This is a genomic window from Halomonas sp. TP35 (genome assembly GCF_052375975.1).
GTDB classification, from domain to species: domain Bacteria; phylum Pseudomonadota; class Gammaproteobacteria; order Pseudomonadales; family Halomonadaceae; genus Vreelandella; species Vreelandella citrativorans.
On record NZ_JBQSUZ010000005.1, the window covers coordinates 140,896 to 158,920 of the forward strand.

The 18,025-nt window shown below is 55.7% G+C and carries 14 protein-coding genes; 8 read left to right on the top strand and 6 right to left on the bottom strand.

Annotation, left to right across the window (positions count from 1 at the left end):
* Genes ACT3RU_RS08505 through ACT3RU_RS08515 form a run of 3 tightly spaced genes read left to right on the top strand, consistent with a single transcriptional unit; the run spans position 1 to position 2,482 of the window.
* Positions 1-993 carry a 2-dehydro-3-deoxygalactonokinase gene (locus tag ACT3RU_RS08505; protein ID WP_192527688.1) on the top strand — a complete coding sequence of 331 codons (993 nt, stop codon included), beginning with the start codon at positions 1-3 and terminating at the stop codon, positions 991-993.
* Positions 990-1,598, top strand: coding sequence for a 2-dehydro-3-deoxy-6-phosphogalactonate aldolase (locus ACT3RU_RS08510; protein ID WP_192527689.1), 609 nt, complete (start codon positions 990-992; stop codon positions 1,596-1,598). The genes ACT3RU_RS08505 and ACT3RU_RS08510 overlap by 4 nt, the downstream gene beginning before the upstream one ends.
* Positions 1,598-2,482: an SMP-30/gluconolactonase/LRE family protein gene (locus tag ACT3RU_RS08515; protein WP_192527690.1), complete on the top strand. Its 885-nt coding sequence runs from the start codon at positions 1,598-1,600 to the stop codon at positions 2,480-2,482. The genes ACT3RU_RS08510 and ACT3RU_RS08515 overlap by 1 nt, the downstream gene beginning before the upstream one ends.
* A 124-nt stretch (positions 2,483-2,606) precedes the next feature.
* Here the strand turns inward: ACT3RU_RS08515 and ACT3RU_RS08520 are convergent, their stop codons facing one another.
* The 5 genes from ACT3RU_RS08520 to gap all read right to left on the bottom strand — a co-directional run bounded on the left by ACT3RU_RS08520 (position 2,607) and on the right by gap (position 8,888).
* The gene (locus ACT3RU_RS08520; protein WP_192527691.1) at positions 2,607-4,202 is read right to left on the bottom strand and encodes a solute:sodium symporter family transporter; all 1,596 of its coding nucleotides are present in this window, start codon (positions 4,200-4,202) and stop codon (positions 2,607-2,609) included.
* Positions 4,203-4,483: 281 nt separating this feature from the next.
* On the bottom strand, positions 4,484-5,146 hold the full coding sequence (locus ACT3RU_RS08525; protein ID WP_172118281.1) for a bifunctional 4-hydroxy-2-oxoglutarate aldolase/2-dehydro-3-deoxy-phosphogluconate aldolase: 663 nt from the start codon (positions 5,144-5,146) through the stop codon (positions 4,484-4,486).
* 34 nt (positions 5,147-5,180) lie between these two features.
* Complete coding sequence (gene pgl, locus ACT3RU_RS08530) at positions 5,181-5,846, bottom strand: 6-phosphogluconolactonase (RefSeq protein ID WP_087106158.1); 666 nt, start codon at positions 5,844-5,846, stop codon at positions 5,181-5,183.
* Position 5,847: 1 nt separating this feature from the next.
* Positions 5,848-7,353, bottom strand: a complete 1,506-nt coding sequence (gene zwf / locus ACT3RU_RS08535; protein ID WP_087106160.1) for a glucose-6-phosphate dehydrogenase — start codon at positions 7,351-7,353, stop codon at positions 5,848-5,850.
* A gap of 530 nt (positions 7,354-7,883) precedes the next feature.
* Entirely contained in the window at positions 7,884-8,888 is a 1,005-nt protein-coding gene (gene gap / locus ACT3RU_RS08540; protein ID WP_192527692.1) for a type I glyceraldehyde-3-phosphate dehydrogenase, read from the bottom strand.
* Positions 8,889-9,146: 258 nt separating this feature from the next.
* Here gap and pyk point away from each other — a divergent pair, with 258 nt between their 5' ends.
* Together pyk and ACT3RU_RS08550 are read left to right on the top strand one after the other, a co-directional pair.
* Complete coding sequence (pyk, locus tag ACT3RU_RS08545; protein WP_192527693.1) at positions 9,147-10,625, top strand: pyruvate kinase; 1,479 nt, start codon at positions 9,147-9,149, stop codon at positions 10,623-10,625.
* A 3-nt stretch (positions 10,626-10,628) separates the two neighbouring features.
* A complete protein-coding gene (locus tag ACT3RU_RS08550) occupies positions 10,629-11,102 on the top strand; it encodes a methylglyoxal synthase (protein ID WP_192527694.1) in 474 nt (157 codons plus the stop codon).
* A gap of 18 nt (positions 11,103-11,120) precedes the next feature.
* On the opposite strand, the gene cra is transcribed toward ACT3RU_RS08550, so the two are convergent.
* Positions 11,121-12,101, bottom strand: a complete 981-nt coding sequence (cra, locus tag ACT3RU_RS08555) for a catabolite repressor/activator (protein WP_192527695.1) — start codon at positions 12,099-12,101, stop codon at positions 11,121-11,123.
* A gap of 208 nt (positions 12,102-12,309) precedes the next feature.
* Here cra and ptsP point away from each other — a divergent pair, with 208 nt between their 5' ends.
* From ptsP to ACT3RU_RS08570, 3 genes are read left to right on the top strand one after another with little or no spacing between them, the layout of a single operon-like run.
* Positions 12,310-15,204 carry a phosphoenolpyruvate--protein phosphotransferase gene (gene ptsP / locus ACT3RU_RS08560; RefSeq protein ID WP_483392657.1) on the top strand — a complete coding sequence of 965 codons (2,895 nt, stop codon included), beginning with the start codon at positions 12,310-12,312 and terminating at the stop codon, positions 15,202-15,204.
* A complete protein-coding gene (gene pfkB, locus ACT3RU_RS08565) occupies positions 15,204-16,172 on the top strand; it encodes a 1-phosphofructokinase (RefSeq protein ID WP_192527697.1) in 969 nt (322 codons plus the stop codon). Before ptsP ends, pfkB begins: the two co-directional genes overlap by 1 nt.
* Positions 16,169-17,908 carry a PTS fructose-like transporter subunit IIB gene (locus ACT3RU_RS08570; protein WP_192527698.1) on the top strand — a complete coding sequence of 580 codons (1,740 nt, stop codon included), beginning with the start codon at positions 16,169-16,171 and terminating at the stop codon, positions 17,906-17,908. Before pfkB ends, ACT3RU_RS08570 begins: the two co-directional genes overlap by 4 nt.
* The last annotated feature ends 117 nt before the right edge of the window (positions 17,909-18,025 follow it).

An 18,025-nucleotide genomic window follows, 5' to 3' on the forward strand; every position in this document is an offset into this window, starting at 1 on the left:
ATGCGTACCGATTCTGATGCGTTACCGCAAACGCTAGCCTGGATCGCGGTGGACTGGGGCTCCAGCAATCTGCGTGCTTGGGGGCTCGATAAGCAACACCAGGTGATCGCCAACGCCAGCAGCGATAAGGGCATGCTTTCGCTCACGCCTGATGAATACGAGGCTGAACTGCTGCGTCTGGTGGGCGATTGGCTACCTGCAAATAGCCAAATAGCGGTAATGGTGTGCGGCATGGCAGGCGCTCGACAAGGCTGGCTGGAAGCCGCTTACCTGCCAGTGCCTATCTCGCTTGACCAGCTTAGCCATGGCGCGGTGATGCCTCGGCTGGTAGGTGGCCAGCTGCGGGTGCATCTACTACCCGGCCTGAGCCAAACCCACAGCGCAGCTCAGCATTTTGATGTCATGCGCGGAGAAGAGACTCAGCTTGCTGGCCTGGCGGCCGAAGCGCCCGATTTTTCAGGCCGGGTCTGCCTGCCGGGCACCCACTCCAAATGGGCGAGCATTGAGTCAGGCGCGGTAACACAATTCACCACCTATCTAACAGGCGAGCTTTATCAACTGCTGGCGACTCAGTCGGTTCTAAAGCACTCCATTGGCAGCGATGCGCTAAGCGAGCCCGCCTGCCGCGATGCGTTCATCGCCTCCGTCAGCGAGATAAGCGCAGCCCCAGAGACGTTTAGCAGCCGCCTGTTCGGCCTGCGGGCGCAGGATTTACTGGATAGCCGCCTCCCCATGGGTAAAACCCGGGCGAGCGTGCTCTCGGCACGGCTTTCTGGCCTTGCGATTGGCCTTGAGCTAGCGGGCGCCTGCCAATCATTATCCACCGATGAAACGGTTACCTTGATTGGTAATCCAGCGCTTTGTCATCGTTACCATTTGGCCCTTAATGCGCTCGGCTTTCAGACCCATCACGTTGAGGGCGACACCGCCGTCCTGGCAGGTCTTCGACTCGCCCACCAGGCGCTAACAAATAATGCAGAGAGAGCTCTATGACGTTACCCCTGATCGGAATTTTGCGAGGCATAACGCCCGATGATGTTATCGACGTTGCTGATGCGGTGCTTAACGCAGGCATCACCCAGATTGAAGTGCCACTTAACTCGCCGGAGCCACTAGAGAGCATTCGCCGCTTAGTTAACGCCTTTGGCGAGCAGGCGGTCATTGGCGCGGGCACCGTGCTTACCCCCGCACAAGTGCGAGACGTTCATGCTGCTGGTGGGCGTTTAATTGTCTCGCCTAATTGTCGTCCCAGCGTGATTGAAGAAACGCACCGTCTTGAGATGGCGAGCTGGCCAGGCATTGTTACCCCTTCTGAAGCATTCGATGCACTTGACGCTGGCGCGACAGGGCTTAAGCTTTTTCCTGCCGTTCAGGTCGGGCTGGAAGGTATGAAAGCCGTGCACGCCGTACTGCCTGAAGGCACTCGTTTGTACGCCGTAGGCGGTGTTGGCATCGATAATTTCGCCGTTTGGCGAGCAGCCGGTGTAGATGGTGCTGGCCTGGGCAGCGCACTTTATAAACCCGGGCAAAGCGCCAAGGCGGTTGCCCAACAGGCGATTGCGTTAGTTAACGCCTGGAAAAAAGCCGGAGAAGAATAATGTCATTACCCACATGGCAGGCAACTGTCGCAGTAGATAGTGGTTGCCTGCTTGGAGAAGGCCCGCAGTGGCAAGCCAGCAGCGGACGGCTTTACTGGTGCGATATTATTGGCAAGCGCTTGCACTGGCTCTCTCACACCAGCCAGCAGCATGATCATGTAGCGCTAGACGATATGGTTTCTCTGGCCGCGCCGCTTGAGGATGGCCGCCTGCTACTAGTGGGTGAGCGCTCATTGAGCCATTTCGACCCTGAAAGCGGCAACATTACCCACTTTGCCGATGTTGAAGCCGATAACCCTGTTACGCGCAGCAATGACGCACGTGTGGACAGGCATGGCAGCCTGTGGTTTTCAAGCATGGGAAAACAGGCTGAGCACCAGGCGGGCAGCCTCTACCGACTGCATCGCGGCACGCTTAGCCAACTGCGCACTGGGCTTAGCATTCCTAATGCGCTGTGCTTTTCACCCGATGGCACCACCGCTTACTTTACGGATACACCAACCGGCGTAGTGATGCGCTGGGCGCTGGATGACCAAGGCTGGCCGCTCGGAGAACCCGAGCCTTTTGCAGATTTTTCCGGTCATATTGGCAACCCCGACGGCGCCGTGATGGATAGCCAAGGCTGCCTATGGCTAGCGCTTTGGGGCGCTGGTGAGGTTGTGCGCTTAAACGCTGACGGCGAGATTATTGGCCGAGTGCACCTATCAGCCAGCCAGCCCTCTTGCCCGGTGTTTGCAGGCCCAGAGCTTAAAACGCTGTATATCACGACGGCTCAAGAGGGTTTCACTTCAGAGCAGCTTGCTAAAGAGCCGAGCGCTGGCGCGCTATTTTCCGTGCAAATCGACATAGCCGGGCTCGCCGAACCGCCGCTACGGCTTGCATAGATCCAACAACAGCCGCTAAAACGACAAGGCCCCGCTAGTTGATACTAACGGGGTCTTTCTGTTACTGGGCTATTGATGACAGCGCTATTGCTAACAGGGCTATCTTTCAGCGCCCTATCGGCAATTATCCAGCAAAGCTTATATAAATAATGATCACTAAAATGATCAGCGCGACACCTGAGGGTAGTGCACCTTTCCAGGGCGTTAAATCAACACCGCCGACATGTTCCTGTACCCAGTCCGTTTCGCGCGGACGTAGCTTACCAACAATCAGCATCATCACCACTAACAAGGCAAACACCAATGCGACGAAGTGGAACTCATTCATAATCTCAGGCAAGAGATTAAATGGCGGCACAAAGTAACCAGCCGCGATCAATAAACAGCCGCCCACCAGCGCTATTTTGGCGGCCATGGGAGGTACCCGTTTGGTCAGTAGCCCCACCAGCACAACAGCCAGAATAGGAATAAAGTAAATGGCGTTCATCTTCTGCAGGTAGCCGAATAGACTATCCTGCCCGGCCAGAAGTGGCGCGATAATCATGGTAATAATCGCCATGATCCAGCCAAAGACCTTGCCCGACTTCACAATCTCCTGCTCAGTAGCGTCTTTATTCAGCACGCCTTTATAAATACCCAAGCTGAAAATGGTGGTGGTACTGTTAAGCGCGGAGTTAAACGAGGACAGGATCGCCCCGACCATAACTGCCGCAAAGAAACCCGTTAAATAAGGCGGTAGAACGTTAAACACCAAGTGCCCATAGGCTTCATCAGCCTGCACCCCCTGATCAGCATACAGGTTATAGGCAATAATACCTGGCAGCACGAGATACAGCGGGCCAAGCAGTTTAAAAAGCCCTGTCAGCAGTACACCCTTTTGGCCTTCGGCCAGATTTTTGGCGGCAAGCGTTCGCTGGATAATCTGCTGATTCGTGCTCCAATAAAACAAGTTAATCAGAAAGACCCCGGTAAACAGCGTGAAGAACGGCACCTGCTGCTCTGAGCCACCAATCGAGTTAAGCTTATCCGGGTCGCTCTGCTTAAGAATGCTCCAGCCTTCCATGATGCCCGTACCGCCACTCACCGCTTGAAGGCCAAAATAGACGACCACAAAACCGCCCACTAACAGCCCAATACCGTTCAGCGTGTCGGAAACGGCAACCGTACGTAGCCCGCCAAAAAGGGCATAGATCGCACCGATAATGCCCACGATCCATACGGTTAGCCAAAGCAGTGTGCTTGATGACTGAATGCCGGTTAGTCCTTGCAGGTCCAGCATCCCCTGCAAGCCAATCGCACCAGAATAGAGAATGATCGGCAGCAAAATAACGGCATAGGCAATAAGGAAAATGACGTTGGTGATCAGCTGGGTGCCTTTATCAAAGCGGATTTCCAGCAATTGCGGCAGTGTAGTAATACCGCTTTTTAAAAAGCGCGGCAGGAAAAACAGCGCCAGCGCGACCAATGCGATAACTGCAACGACTTCCCATGCCATAACGCTTAGCCCATCGGCAAACGCAGCCCCGTTTAGGCCTACCATCTGCTCAGTGGAGAGGTTGGTCATTAGCAACGAACCCGCAATCAGCGGGAAGGTCAGCGAGCGCCCTGCCAGGAAATAACCAGTAGTACTGGAGTGATCATCCCCGCGTGTGATACGCCACGTAATAAAAGCGACCAGCCCTGTAAAAAACAGGAAAGACGCCAGGGTCAGCATATGCATGTTGGCTTGCTCCATTATTTAGTCATCGTGTTGTACATGCGCAGTGCGAATAAATGTCTGACATATCTCCGAGGAGATTCTAACGGAGCGGTGGATTAACGTTTATCCCCCTTTGGTCTTACCTAACGTGTTATTTTGCATAAAAAAACCGGGCAACATGACGTTGCCCGGTGATAAGACAGGAAGACCTTCAGAAATCGCCTAAACCTGTGGATAGCCCTTGAAATAGCCTTTGGAATAGTCCTTAAAATAGCTTTGGGCGTACAAATCCAGGCGCTCCATTAATGATGAAAACGTTCGGCGGCTTCCTGAGCCAATTTGCGAATGCCTTCCCAATCTTCGGCTTCAACCAACCTGGCGGGCGTGAGCCAAGAGCCACCTACGCACATGACGTTGGGCAGTGACAGGTAGGATGCCGCATTCTCGACCGTGATGCCGCCCGTGGGGCAAAATTTCGCGCCAGGGATCGGAGCACCAAAGGCCTTGAGTGCTTTAACGCCACCGCTGGACTCCGCCGGGAAGAACTTGAAGCGGCGATAACCGAACTGCCAGCCGGTCATCAGCTCTGATATGGTCGAAACACCCGGCAACATGGGTACCGAGCTTTCGATACCGTAACGGTAAAGTGCCTCGGTCGTGCCCGGCGTTACGACAAAATCAGCACCTACTTCTTCGGCCTGGCGATATTGAGCAGGGGTGAGTACGGTACCCACACCAATGCTTGCTCCGGGTAACGCTTCACGCATGCGCTTAATGGCTTCCAGCGCACAGTCGGTACGCAGGGTGACTTCGAGAACCGTTAAACCGCCCTCTACCAGGGCCTTTCCAAGCGGCACGGCATCTTCAAGGCGATCAATGGTGATCACCGGAATCACTTCCGCTTTAAGGCAAATACTGTCAAGTTCGGCGGTACGCGTTGAAGGTAACTGTTTATCTATAGACATCGTAAGTCTCCGGAGATCTATTATTAATTGATTGTTAAGGTGCCCAGTAAATAGCCAAGGGGCATGACAAAAAGGCACGTATTGGCAATTGCCGCACATCATCGCCGTTCAAGGCATTGGCCAGTACGGCACGCTTATCGTCACCGGTAATATGTAAAATATGCCGGTGTGCCTGGTGTAGCCGGGAAGCTGAAAAGGTGATTCGCGGCTGTGGCTGACTAGGGGTTCGCACCGCTACCAGCGGCTCGTCAGTAGAAAGCGCTAACCCCAGTTCCTGGCTATCCGGGAACAGCGAGGCTGTATGGCCATCCCCACCCATACCAAGTATCACCACGCTGGCTGGCCAGCTAAGCGATGCGGTCTGTTCGGCTACCGCCGCGACGCCCTCTTCAGGCGTCGATGCTTCTGCGGTTAGCGGCACGAAACGCGCCGCTGCGGCATCGCCTTGCAGCAGGTTTTCACGCACCAGCTTGGCGTTGCTGTCGCTGCTTTGTTCATCTACCCAGCGCTCGTCCGCCAGAGTGATATCGATACGCGACCAGGCTAGCGGCTTGGCGGCCAAGGCTTTAAAAAAAGGCACCGGGGTCGAGCCACCGGACACGACCAGAAGCACGCGCTCCTGGCGGTCTAGATCTTCACTCAAGGCCTGCGCGACCGCTTCGGCTAGCTGTTCCGCCAGCTTTTGACGTTGTTGGCTCATGTTAATAATCCTCGTACCAGCTGCGGCCATCCTGGGTAATCATCGCAATGGAGGCAACCGGCCCCCAAGAGCCCGCCGGATAACGCCGCGGTGGCGTTTCACGACTCTGCCAACCGGCAATTAACTGATCGCACCAGCGCCAAGCGTGCTCCACCTCATCACGGCGTACAAACAGATACTGTTGGCCTTTCATGACTTCAAGCAAGAGGCGCTCATAAGCATCGGGAATACGTGATTTAGGGAAGGCACTATTAAAATCAAGATGTAAGGGCCCTGGGCGCAAACGCATGCCTTTATCCAGGCCACTGTCTTTGGTAAGTACTTGTAGGGCAATCCCCTCTTCCGGCTGAAGGCGAATAATTAACTTGTTGGAAGCAATATCGCGCTGGTCCGGATCAAAGATATAGTGCGGCTGCTGGCGGAAATGGATCACAATTTGCGAAAGCTTTTCGGGCATCCGCTTACCGGTGCGAAGATAAAAAGGCACGCCCGCCCAACGCCAGTTAGACACCTCGGTTTTCATCGCAACAAAGGTTTCCGTCTGACTCTGGGTATTAGCGCCCTCTTCCTCCAGGTAACCAGGCACCGCTTGGCCATCGCTGGTGCCGGCAATATATTGCCCACGTACTACATCGCGCCCTAACGCCTCCCCTTTAAAAGGTTTCAGCGCTTTCAACACTTTTACCTTTTCATCCCGAATGGCATCCGCGTCCAGGTTGGAGGGTGGGTCCATGGCGATCAGACATAACAGCTGCAGCAGGTGGTTCTGCACCATGTCACGCAGCTGGCCTGCATCATCAAAATAGCCCCAACGCCCCTCAATACCGACCTTTTCGGCCACGGTAATCTCAACGTGGGAAATATGGTTCTGGTTCCACTGAGTACCGAAGAGCGGATTGGCAAAGCGCAGTGCAATCAGGTTCTGAACCGTTTCTTTACCCAGATAGTGGTCAATTCGGTATACACGCGACTCAGGAAATACGGCGCCAATAGCATCGTTGATCTGTTCAGACGATGTCAGATCGTAGCCAATTGGTTTTTCAACGACGACCCGGGAGTCCTCATCCAGGCTTCCACTGGCTTGAAGATGGTGACAAATATCGCCATAAATACGCGCGGCAACAGAAAGGTACACCACCATCGGTTGTTTTGAGCCTTCTCGCCATTCGCGAATGGCTTCAAAGCCCTCTTCTGTGGAAAAGTCGAGCTGACGATAATCCAGACGGTTTAGAAAGCGCTCAAAACTTGAGTCCTCTAGCTCGCTGCTTTTGAGCCGTTTACGCAATGCGCCGCCAACCTGTTGCCTGAATGACGCCACATCGTGCTCCTGACGCGCCAGCCCCATAATGCGTGTGCTTTCCGGCATCAGGCCTTCACGGTCAAGATGATATAAAGCAGGAAACAGCTTGCGCATGGCGAGGTCGCCCAACGCCCCGAACAGCGCTAGATCAATGGCATGGTCACGTTCACCTAATGGGGCGCCTGGGGAGGCATATGACTGGCTCATCTCTGCTCCTATTTATTATCCACGACCATCTACGTGGTTAGATTACCTAAAATCTATCTAAAAAAAGGCATCATGCGCAATATTTAATGTAATTTTACTACAATAAAATATTTTTGGAGCGGTTCGACGCGCTTTTATTTCGCTATAACCACACTCTACGTGCTTGATAGCACCTGCCGCTACCACTTGCTAACACCACTGATGCCGCCACCATAGGAAGAATGACCTCCATAGTCGGGGGCACTTATGCGCTGGCCCGTTTGCTAGCCATAGGCCTCTTAGTGCGGCATGACTGAAGGATGCGATCAGCGCTGCGCCTAGTGCGGTACGCGTGAAATGATGAGTGGTCATTTTCAGTCTCCTTGAGGATTATTATCAACCGCCGTAAATGGTGGCTGTATAGGGGATACACGCGAGGAGACGTTTTGGATGCAGTCCTATTAAAAAAAGATTCTTTTTATTAAAAAATAAAGGCCGAAAATAAATTTTCGGCCTTTAAATCAAACATTAACAGCGCACTTCAAAAATAACTATTTTGCGGTTGCCTGCATCGCAATGGCGGTATCCAGCATACGGTTAGAGAAACCCCACTCGTTGTCGTACCACGCCATTACTTTCACCAAACGACCATTCACACGGGTGTGATTGGCATCAAACGTTGATGAATGCGCATCATGGTTAAAGTCGATGGATACCAGCGGTTGAGCATTGACAGCCAGTACGCTCGAATTGGCAGCGGCCTTTTCGAGAATCTGGTTGATCTCCTCCTTGGTGGTATCGCGCCCTGCGTTAAAGGTTAGATCCACCAGCGACACGTTAATCACCGGTACGCGCACGGCCAGCCCATCCAGCTTACCTTCCAGCTCAGGCAGCACCAAACCCACCGCAGCTGCGGCTCCGGTTTTGGTCGGGATCATGGAGTGAGTGGCGCTGCGTGCGCGGTACGGGTCGGTATGATAAACATCCGAAAGATTCTGGTCATTGGTATAGGCGTGAACGGTCGTCATCAGGCCGTTTTCGATACCTACGGTGTCGTTCAGCGCTTTGGCGACAGGTGCCAGGCAGTTAGTCGTGCAAGAGGCATTGGAGACGACCTTATGCTCAGCAGTCAGCACGTCATCATTAACACCGAAAACAATTGTTGCATCCGCATCCGGGCTGGGTGCCGAAATCAGTACTCGTTTAGCGCCCGCTTCCAAATGCTTGGCAGCGGCTTCACGCTTGGTAAATAGCCCCGTGCACTCCATGACCAAATCGATATTCATGGACGCCCAAGGGAGGTTAGCAGGGTCGCGCTCGGAAGAGATCGCAATACGGTCACCGTCAACGCTGATACTTTCCGCATCATGCTCTACAGTGAAGGGGAAATGCCCATGCACCGTATCGTGGCGCAGTAAATGCGAATTTAACGACGGATCGCCTAGGTCATTAATCGCCACTACCTGAATTTTTTCACGGTAATCGTTTTCATACAGGGCGCGTAGTACGTTACGGCCGATCCGGCCAAACCCGTTAATAGCAACTCTGATCGTCATGCTGACACCTCATGCTCGGTGGTGGATGGCTTCATTCCAGTAAAAAAATTACCAAAAAGACACACAAAAGCGTTTTAAAAAGAACAAAATCGCTCTTAATGCGGCTTCTACTGGCTATCAAACAACCTATTTGTAGTAAAATTACTATATTATCACTATGGTCGTCTACACCTTAACGCGGACAATTAAGCGGTCACTTGCATTCAGACAGTGCTGGTTTTGTTGCTATTTTTTTCAATATTTAAGGAGAGCCTGCTCATGAGCCTATCGAATTCACCTTTGCCGCTTCGTCGTACCAAAATTGTTGCCACATTAGGCCCTGCCAGCGACCGGCCAGGTATTCTTGAGGCGATGATCAAGGCAGGCGTCGATGTCGTTCGACTTAACTTCTCCCACGGTTCTGCCGATGATCATCGCCGACGCCTACAGGATGTTCGCGATATCGCCCGGCGCTTAGGTAAATGTGTTGCCGCACTAGGCGATTTACAAGGTCCTAAAATTCGCATCGCTCGTTTTGCTGAAGGTCCTATTCATTTATCAGTAGGCGAAGCGTTTATTCTGGACATGGCGCTGGATACCAATGCTGGCAACAGTGAACGCGTTGGTTGTGACTACCCTTCACTTATTGATGATGTAGCCCCCGGCGACCGGCTGCTGCTGGATGACGGCCGCGTTGTCCTGGATGTGGCCTCCATTGCGGGCCAGGAAATACACACGAATGTTCATGTGGGTGGCAAGCTCTCCAACAACAAGGGCATCAACAAACAGGGCGGTGGCCTTTCTGCTCCCGCCTTAACCGACAAAGACAAGGCCGATTTAAAAACGGCAGTGGAAATCGGCGTGGATTACCTGGCGGTCTCCTTTCCGCGCTCAGCAGAAGATATGCAGGAAGCACGCGCACTGCTGGGCGAAGCAGGCAAAGAGATTGGCCTGGTCGCCAAGCTGGAACGTGCCGAGGCAGTAGCGGATGATGAAACGCTGGACGGCATCATTATTGCCTCTGAAGCCGTTATGGTGGCGCGTGGCGACCTAGGCGTGGAAATTGGTGATGAAGCACTCATTGGCACCCAAAAGCGCATCATCAAACATGCGCGCTCGCTTAACCGCGCAGTGATTACCGCCACGCAAATGATGGAGTCGATGATCGAATCCCCGCTGCCCACACGCGCCGAGGTGTTCGACGTGGCCAATGCGGTGCTGGATGCGACCGACGCCGTTATGCTGTCAGCAGAAACGGCAGCCGGTGAATTTCCGGTAGAAACCGTTGAAGCCATGGACCGCGTTTGCTTAGGGGCCGAGCGCGAGCGGCTGGCGCAGTCGTCTGGCCACCGCATGCATGAAGGCTTTGAGCGCATGGATGAAACCATCGCCCTTTCGGCCATGTACGCCGCGAACCATTTAACTGGCGTTAGCGCGATTGCCTGCATGACCTCCACCGGTTACACACCGCTGATTGCCTCACGCATTCGTTCTGGCCTGCCAATTGTTGGCCTGGCGCATAGTCCCGTTGCCCAGCGCCGCATGGCACTTTACCGCGGCGTGGTATCGCTACCCTTCGACACCACCCAAATGGAGCCCACTGAAGTAAACCAGCAGGCCCTGAAATTGCTTAAAGCCTATGGCCTGGCGCGCCCAGGCGGGCATATTATTCTGACTCGCGGCGACCATATGAACGCTCATGGCGGCACCAACACCATGAAGATTATCGCTATTGAGCAGGAAAAATCAGGAGAATAAACAATGAATGATGCCCGACCGCCTCGCCAAGCGCTACGTACCTTACCCGCTCAAAAGCGTATTGCGCTTATCGCCCACGATGGCAAAAAGAGTGAACTACTGGAGTGGGCGGAACGCTGGCAGGAGACGCTGCGCCAGCATCACTTAATGGGTACGGGCACCACCGCAGGCCGGTTAACTCAGCAACTGGGCTTGACCGTTGAAGGGTTAATGAGCGGGCCGCTAGGCGGCGACCAGCAGATAGGCGCACGCATCGCCGAGCAAAAGCTCGATATATTGGTGTTCTTCTGGGACCCGTTTGCTCCACAGCCGCACGACCCCGATGTCAAAGCACTGCTACGTCTTGCCACGCTGTGGAATGTACCTGTCGCCAACAACGCGGCCAGTGCGGACTTCCTGCTCTCATCGCCCTATCTAAGTGAGCGCTACGATATGTCGATACCCGATGCTAACGCCTGGGCCAGCGCCAGGGTCTAGCTTAAGGATTTAGCGCCCTTACCCGCGCTGAAAAAGATGCCGCTTAACGACCTGCTGCCCGACGCCACCCTGGCCTCGGGCAGCTTTCAGCGCACTGCTAAGCGTCAATTCCGCTATCCGATCATAATCCTGGTGCACCGAATTAATCGGCTGAGGCAAAAAATCCAGCAAGCGGTGATCACCAAAAGTGGCAAGCCGGATATGCCTGGAAAGCCCTCCACGTTCTAAAAACGCATCTAAAACGCCCTCCATCAAGGTATACGATGCGGTAACCAGTGCATCCAGCCCCTTGGGCTCGCTAAGCAGCTGTTGGGCAAGTCCCATCGCCTCACTACGCTCGTAGCGCTCAGCGCTCAAATACACTTCCTCGATATCGCGATCTTTTAACGCGGCCTCAAAACCGGCCCGGCGCTCACGGCTGATAGACAGCTCAGGCATGGCATCAAGCCAGGCAACTCGCCGCGTCTTTTGGTTAAGTACCGAGAGCGTTAAACGCTCAGCGGCATCGTGATCATCACTAACGACACTGGAAAAGTAGTGGCTATCCAGCCCTCGATCCATGCCCACCACGGCCCAGCCGTCGTTAACCAACTCCCTGTAAAACGGGTCAATATCGGCCAGGCAGCTGGCAGTAATCAGTACTTCACAGCGCTGAGCACGCAGGGCAATCGCCAAGGCGCGCTCACTTTCGGCACAGTCATCCGAGCTTACAATCAGCAGCCGATACCCTTGCTCGCGCGCACCACGCTCCAAGCGCTTCGCCAAGCGTGCATAGCTGATGTTTTCAAGGTCAGGCACGATTAAACCAATCAGCCGGCTGGCACCTCGGCGCAGCGCCGCCGCCTGTGGATCAATTTGATATTGATGCTCACGAACAACGGTCATGACCTTCTCAATCGTGGCGACACTAATACGACGCTGTTCAGCCTGCCCATTAATGACATAACTGGCCGTGGTGCGTGAAACACCTGCAAGCCGCGCAATATCGGCTAATGTCATGTTTTTTCTCCTTATAAGCCTGCAAAGTGTAACAGCGCCTTGACGAGCCCCCCACCAAAGTCTAAAAACACACCCCTTGCGCCTTTAGCTGAATCGTTTCAGCATTATCATCATAGACGGTAGGCATCGATCAATACCGTTACTCGGCATTTGTGTCCTTTACGTCGCCGTCGAGCCGTTACCGGACTCGTCCTTACAGGAGAATTGCATGCTCACACTCGGTCCTAATGACATCTTGCTTGACCGCCACGCCAACAATTGGCAAGCGGCGCTGGATGAGGCCGCCCGGGTACTGGCTGACGCGGGGCTGGTTGATCCTGCCTATCGCGAGGGCCTGCATGCCCGTGAGGCGCAGTCATCTACCTATCTGGGTAATGCTATCGCCATTCCCCACGGCACGCCCGAAAGCCGCCAACATGTTAAGCGGACTGGCGTTCGAGTACTGCAATTTCCAGAGGGAATCGAGTGGCACGATGGCAACCGCGTCTATGTACTGGTTACGATTGCCGCACAAAATGATGAACATTTGGATATTTTGCGCGCCCTAACGCACGTACTGGACTGTGACGGCGTTGCTGAAGCGCTTGCCGCAGCCCGCTCCCCCGAGGAGGTCGCTCGCCTGCTGTCTAAAGCTGCCCCCGCGCCCAAGCTGGATAGCGACACGCTTTGCCTACAGTTTCCCGCACAAAGTGTTCAGGAACTGGCCCTGGCAGCGGCCGCCCGCTTACGCCAAAGTGGCTGCGTAGATAACCACTTTATTGCCGATATTGCGGCGAAACCGCCGGTTTGGCTGGGCGACGGTTTTTGGCTTGCCAGCAGCGCCAGCGGCGTCCAACAGCCTGCGCTGGGCGTGGCGACACCGGTCGAAGCAGGCATGGAAGAGAACGGCCATGCTGTTCACGGCCTGTTTTGCCTGGCAACACAGGGAAGCGCGCATACCTCCCTGTTGGAGCAACTTCAGAAGGTGCTCGAAAACATCCCAAGCCACGCGTTACTAAAGGCCGATGCCGCCCAGGTGCTGGCTCAGCTTGCAGGTGAAACAGCCAATACGCATACCCAGCGCGTGCGTGTATTAAACCCCCACGGCCTGCACGCCCGTCCGGCTAAACAGTTGGTGCAGGTAGCTCGAGCACAGGCCGTTGCGATTAACGTTCGCTTGGAAGAAGGCAGCCCCGCCAGCGTTTCCGCAGCGAGCCTGACCAAAGTCATCGGTTTGGGTGCACGCCGTGGCCAGTGGCTGGTGCTTTCTGGCGAAGGCAGCGAAGCACCACAGGCACTGGCCAACGTCGCGAATGCAATTGAAGGCGGTTTGGGTGAAAAGGTAGCGCCTTTTGACAGTGGCCGAGAGCAGCTGGCGACCCACCCTGCTCACGAGGAAACCGTTACGCCTTTGACAGCCGATACACCGCATACGGCGATTGCGGCCTCCCCCGGGCTTGCGATTGCGCCGGTGTTTGTTATTCGCCCTCAGCACTTTGATTACCCGGAACAGGCTGACAATCCCGGCCGCGAACTGACCCGGCTGCACAATGCCATCCAGGAGGGCATTGCCCAGCTGGAAGCCCTGGTGCGCAATGCGCCGGGTGGCGAAGTGGCTGATATCCTCTCCATGCATGAAGAGATGCTGGATGACCCCGAGCTGCACCGCGCCGCCGAAGATGCCATTCGTGAAGGCCGTTCAGCAGAGGCGGCCTGGTGGGAAGCGATTGAAACCGCCGCCCACGCACAGGAAATGCTTGCCGACCGCCTGCTTGCTGAGCGTGCCGCCGACCTGCGTGATGTGGGTCGCCGCGTACTGAGCGTTTTGTGCGACACCCAACTTCCCGAGCCACCCAACCACCCCTACATTCTGGTGATGGACGATATCGGTCCTTCCGACGTAGCGCGCCTGGATACCTCCCGCGTGCGCGGTCTTTTGACCGAGCGTGGCGGCGCCACTGCCCACAGCGCTATTCTGGCCCGTGCGCTGGGCATACCCGCGGTGGTGGGCGCGGGCAAAGCGGTAATGGCCTTAGCCAATGCCAGCATGATGATTCTGGACGGTGAACGAGGCCGCGTCATTCCTTCGCCTTCTGAGCAGCGCTTACGCCGCGCCGAGCAACAGTTGCTTGATTTACAGGCCCGCGAAGCCGATGCCTGGGAACGCCGTTATGAACGCGCCCAAACCCGCGATGGCCACTACGTGGAGGTGGCTGCTAACCTGGGCAACACCGCTCATGCAGAAGATGCGGTTGAGCGTGGTGCCGAGGGCGTTGGCCTGCTGCGCACCGAGTTCCTGTTTATGGCCCACTCAAGCGCCCCCGACCTTGCCACGCAAACCGCCGAGTATCGGCAGGCCATCGACGCCCTGAACGGCCGCCCGTTAGTGGCGCGCACCCTGGATGTGGGTGGCGACAAGCCCCTGCCCTACTGGCCAGTCCCCCAGGAAGACAACCCGTTTTTGGGTCTGCGTGGCATTCGCTTGGCGTTAACCGAGCCCGGCGTACTCGAAACCCAACTGCGCGCGCTACTAATGGCAGCCGCCCCGGTAGCGGGTTCAGAAGAGACGCCTAGGCCGCTGCGGATTATGCTGCCAATGGTCAAGGACGTGGCTGAATTTCGCGCCGCCAAAGCCATTTTTGACCGTTTGCTTGCGGAAATTCCCGCAGATGAGCGAGCAAACGACGTGCAGCTAGGCGTGATGATTGAGATTCCCTCCAGCGCATTGCTGGCACCAACGCTTGCCGCCGAGGTGGACTTCTTCTCGGTTGGCACCAACGATCTAACCCAGTACACGCTGGCGATTGACCGCGGTCATCCAGAGCTCTCTGCCCAAGCAGATGGCCTGCACCCGGCGGTTCTGCGTTTGATCCAGATGACCGTTGACGCCGCTCATGCCCAAGGTAAATGGGTCGGCGTTTACGGTGAGCTTGCCTCGGATACGGCGGCTATTCCCGTGTTAGTGGGGTTAGGCGTTGATGAGCTTTCAGTTAGCGCCCGGCAAATTCCGCTGGTGAAAGCTCGCCTGCGCGAGTTCGATTTGGCCGATGCCCAGGCCAGTGCGCAACTAGCCCTAAGCCAGGCAACCAGCGCCGCTGTGCGCGACGCGCTGGAGGCACACTAATGGCCCGGGTTATTACCGTTACGCTTAACCCGGCGCTGGATTTGGCGTTTGATCTTGAAGAGTTAACGCTGGGCACGGTTAACCGCCCCAGGAACGCGCAGCTGGAAGCCGCGGGCAAAGGCGTTAACGTTGCACGAGTGCTGGCCTCGCTGGGCCATCACGTGGTGGTGAGCGGATTTCTCGGGTGCGATAACGATGGCCCCTTCCAACGGGCGTTTACGCAGCTAGGCGTTACGGATGCCTTTGTCCGCGTGCCAGGGGAAACCCGTATTAATGCCAAGCTGGCGGAAAAAAGCGGCCGGGTGACCGACATTAACGGCCCCGGTATCGGCGTAGATGCCACGCAAGTCGCCGCGCTTCTGAACAGCATTAAACAGCAGCTAAACAACGAGCCGGCCGATGCCATTCTTGTGGCAGGTAGCCTACCCCCTGGCTTAAGCCTGACAAGCTTTGCCACGTTGCTGACTGAACTAAAAGCCACCGGGGTGCCGTTATGGGTGGATACCAGTGGCGAAGCCCTGCTGTGCGCTATTGAAGCAGCCCCCGAAGCCGTTAAACCCAATGAATTGGAACTTGCCAACTGGGCCGGTGAGGCACTGGATAATCACGCCAAGCGAGTAAGCGCCACCCGCCGCCTTTATCAGGCAGGTATCGGCCAAGCGCTACTTTCTGCCGGGGCCGACGGCGTTATTTGGGTGAACGCCAAGGGCACCTGGCAGTCAACGCCGCCCCGTGTTCAGACAGCCAATACCGTGGGTGCGGGCGATACCTTTGTGGCTGGCATGCTCCACGGCGTGCTCAGCCAGCAAAGTGACGAAGAAACACTGCGTTTTGCCACGGCACTTTCCGCCGAATCTGTTCGCCATGTTGGCGTGGGTAATGCCCTCGCGGACGACTTTGCCGTACTCCTACAACATACTCAGGTCCAGCGCCTGTACGCCAGCCGCACCGAGGGAACGTCACAATGAATATTATTCTTATTACTGCCTGCCCCAGCGGCATGGCGACGACTTTTTTGGCCGCCCGACGCCTTGAACAAGCCGCTCAGCGCTTGGGTTGGAAAGTGCATGTAGAAATGCACGGAGAACTGGCACCGGTCGAGGCCGCCAATGCCGAACAAATTGCCCATGCCGATTTAATTGTCGTAGCTGCCGAGCATGTGCCCGCACCGGAGCGTTTTGAGGGCAAACGCCTTTACCAGGCGCCGATTGCTCAAGCGTTGCCTGATCCGGACGCATTTTTAGCCACCGCTAAACGCGAAGCACCTCTGTATAGCGCCCCAGCCATTACCTCTCAAACAAAAGCGCCAGCCACTGCCGGCGGCCAAACCATTGTGGCCGTTACCGCCTGCCCCACCGGTGTTGCTCATACCTTTATGGCCGCAGAAGCGCTGGCTGAGGCGGGCAACGCCATGGGCCACTCAATGCGTGTGGAAACCCAAGGCTCAGTAGGCGCCCAGGACAAGCTAACGGAAGACGAAATCGCCGCCGCCGACGTTGTTATTCTGGCCTGCGATATTGAAGTTGATGCTACGCGCTTTTCCGGTAAGCGGGTGTACCGCACCTCGACCGGTACGGCGCTTAAAAAATCTCAGGCAACGATTGAAAACGCCTTGGCCCAAGCCAGCGTGGAAAGTGCAGACACGGATAATACGGCTTCAAACGATGGCAAAAGCCTGAAAGAGAAAGGCGTGTATAAGCACCTGCTCACCGGCGTGTCGTTTATGTTGCCCATGGTGGTGGCGGGCGGGCTGCTGATCGCCCTGTCGTTTATGTTCGGCATTGAGGCGTTCGAGCAGGAAGGCACCCTGGCCGCTGCGTTGATGCAGATTGGCGGCGGCACCGCGTTTGCGTTGATGATTCCGGTATTAGCAGGCTATATCGCTTACTCAATTGCCGACCGCCCAGGTATTGCGCCGGGTATGATTGGCGGCATGCTGGCGGCGAACATCGGCTCCGGATTTATTGGCGGTATCCTGGCGGGCTTTCTAGCCGGTTACGTAGCCCTTGCTGTCACTCGCCATGTGAAGCTGCCTTCGAGCATCGAGTCACTTAAGCCCATCTTGATTATTCCGCTGATCGCGAGCCTTGTGACAGGCCTGGTCATGATTTACATCGTGGGCGAACCGGTTGCCGCGCTGCTTAACGCGTTAACCAACTTCCTCGCGTCGATGGACTCCACCAATGCTGTATTGCTGGGTATTTTGCTGGGCTCCATGATGTGCTTTGATTTGGGCGGCCCGGTTAACAAAGCGGCCTACACCTTTGGCGTGGGCCTCTTGGCCTCAGGCACCTACGGCCCCATGGCCGCGATTATGGGGGCAGGCATGGTGCCGGCCATTGGCATGGGTATCGCAAGCTTCGTGGCACGCAACAAGTTCTCCGAGCCGGAGCGTGAAGCCGGCAAGGCTTCGTTCGTACTGGGGTTGTGCTTTATTAGTGAAGGCGCGATTCCGTTCGCGGCCAAAGATCCGCTCCGGGTTATTCCCGCTTGTATCGCTGGGGGCGCCGTTACGGGTGCGCTTTCGATGCTGGTGGGTGCCCAATTAATGGCCCCGCACGGTGGCATTTTCGTCCTGCTGATTCCTAATGCAATCACCCCGCCGCTGCTCTACCTGGGCGCCATTGTGGCAGGCTCGCTCATCACTGGCCTGAGCTACGCCTTTATTAAACGCGGCGCCGCTCAAGTGGCCGTCGCCAGCTAAGTGTTATCTCAACACGAGCAGGCGCAATGCCTGCTCGTGGTTAGCCCTGTATAAAAAGCTGCTGACGTCATTGCTGTTTTATTACCTGTTTTATCGCCACGCTCAATGGATAGTTGC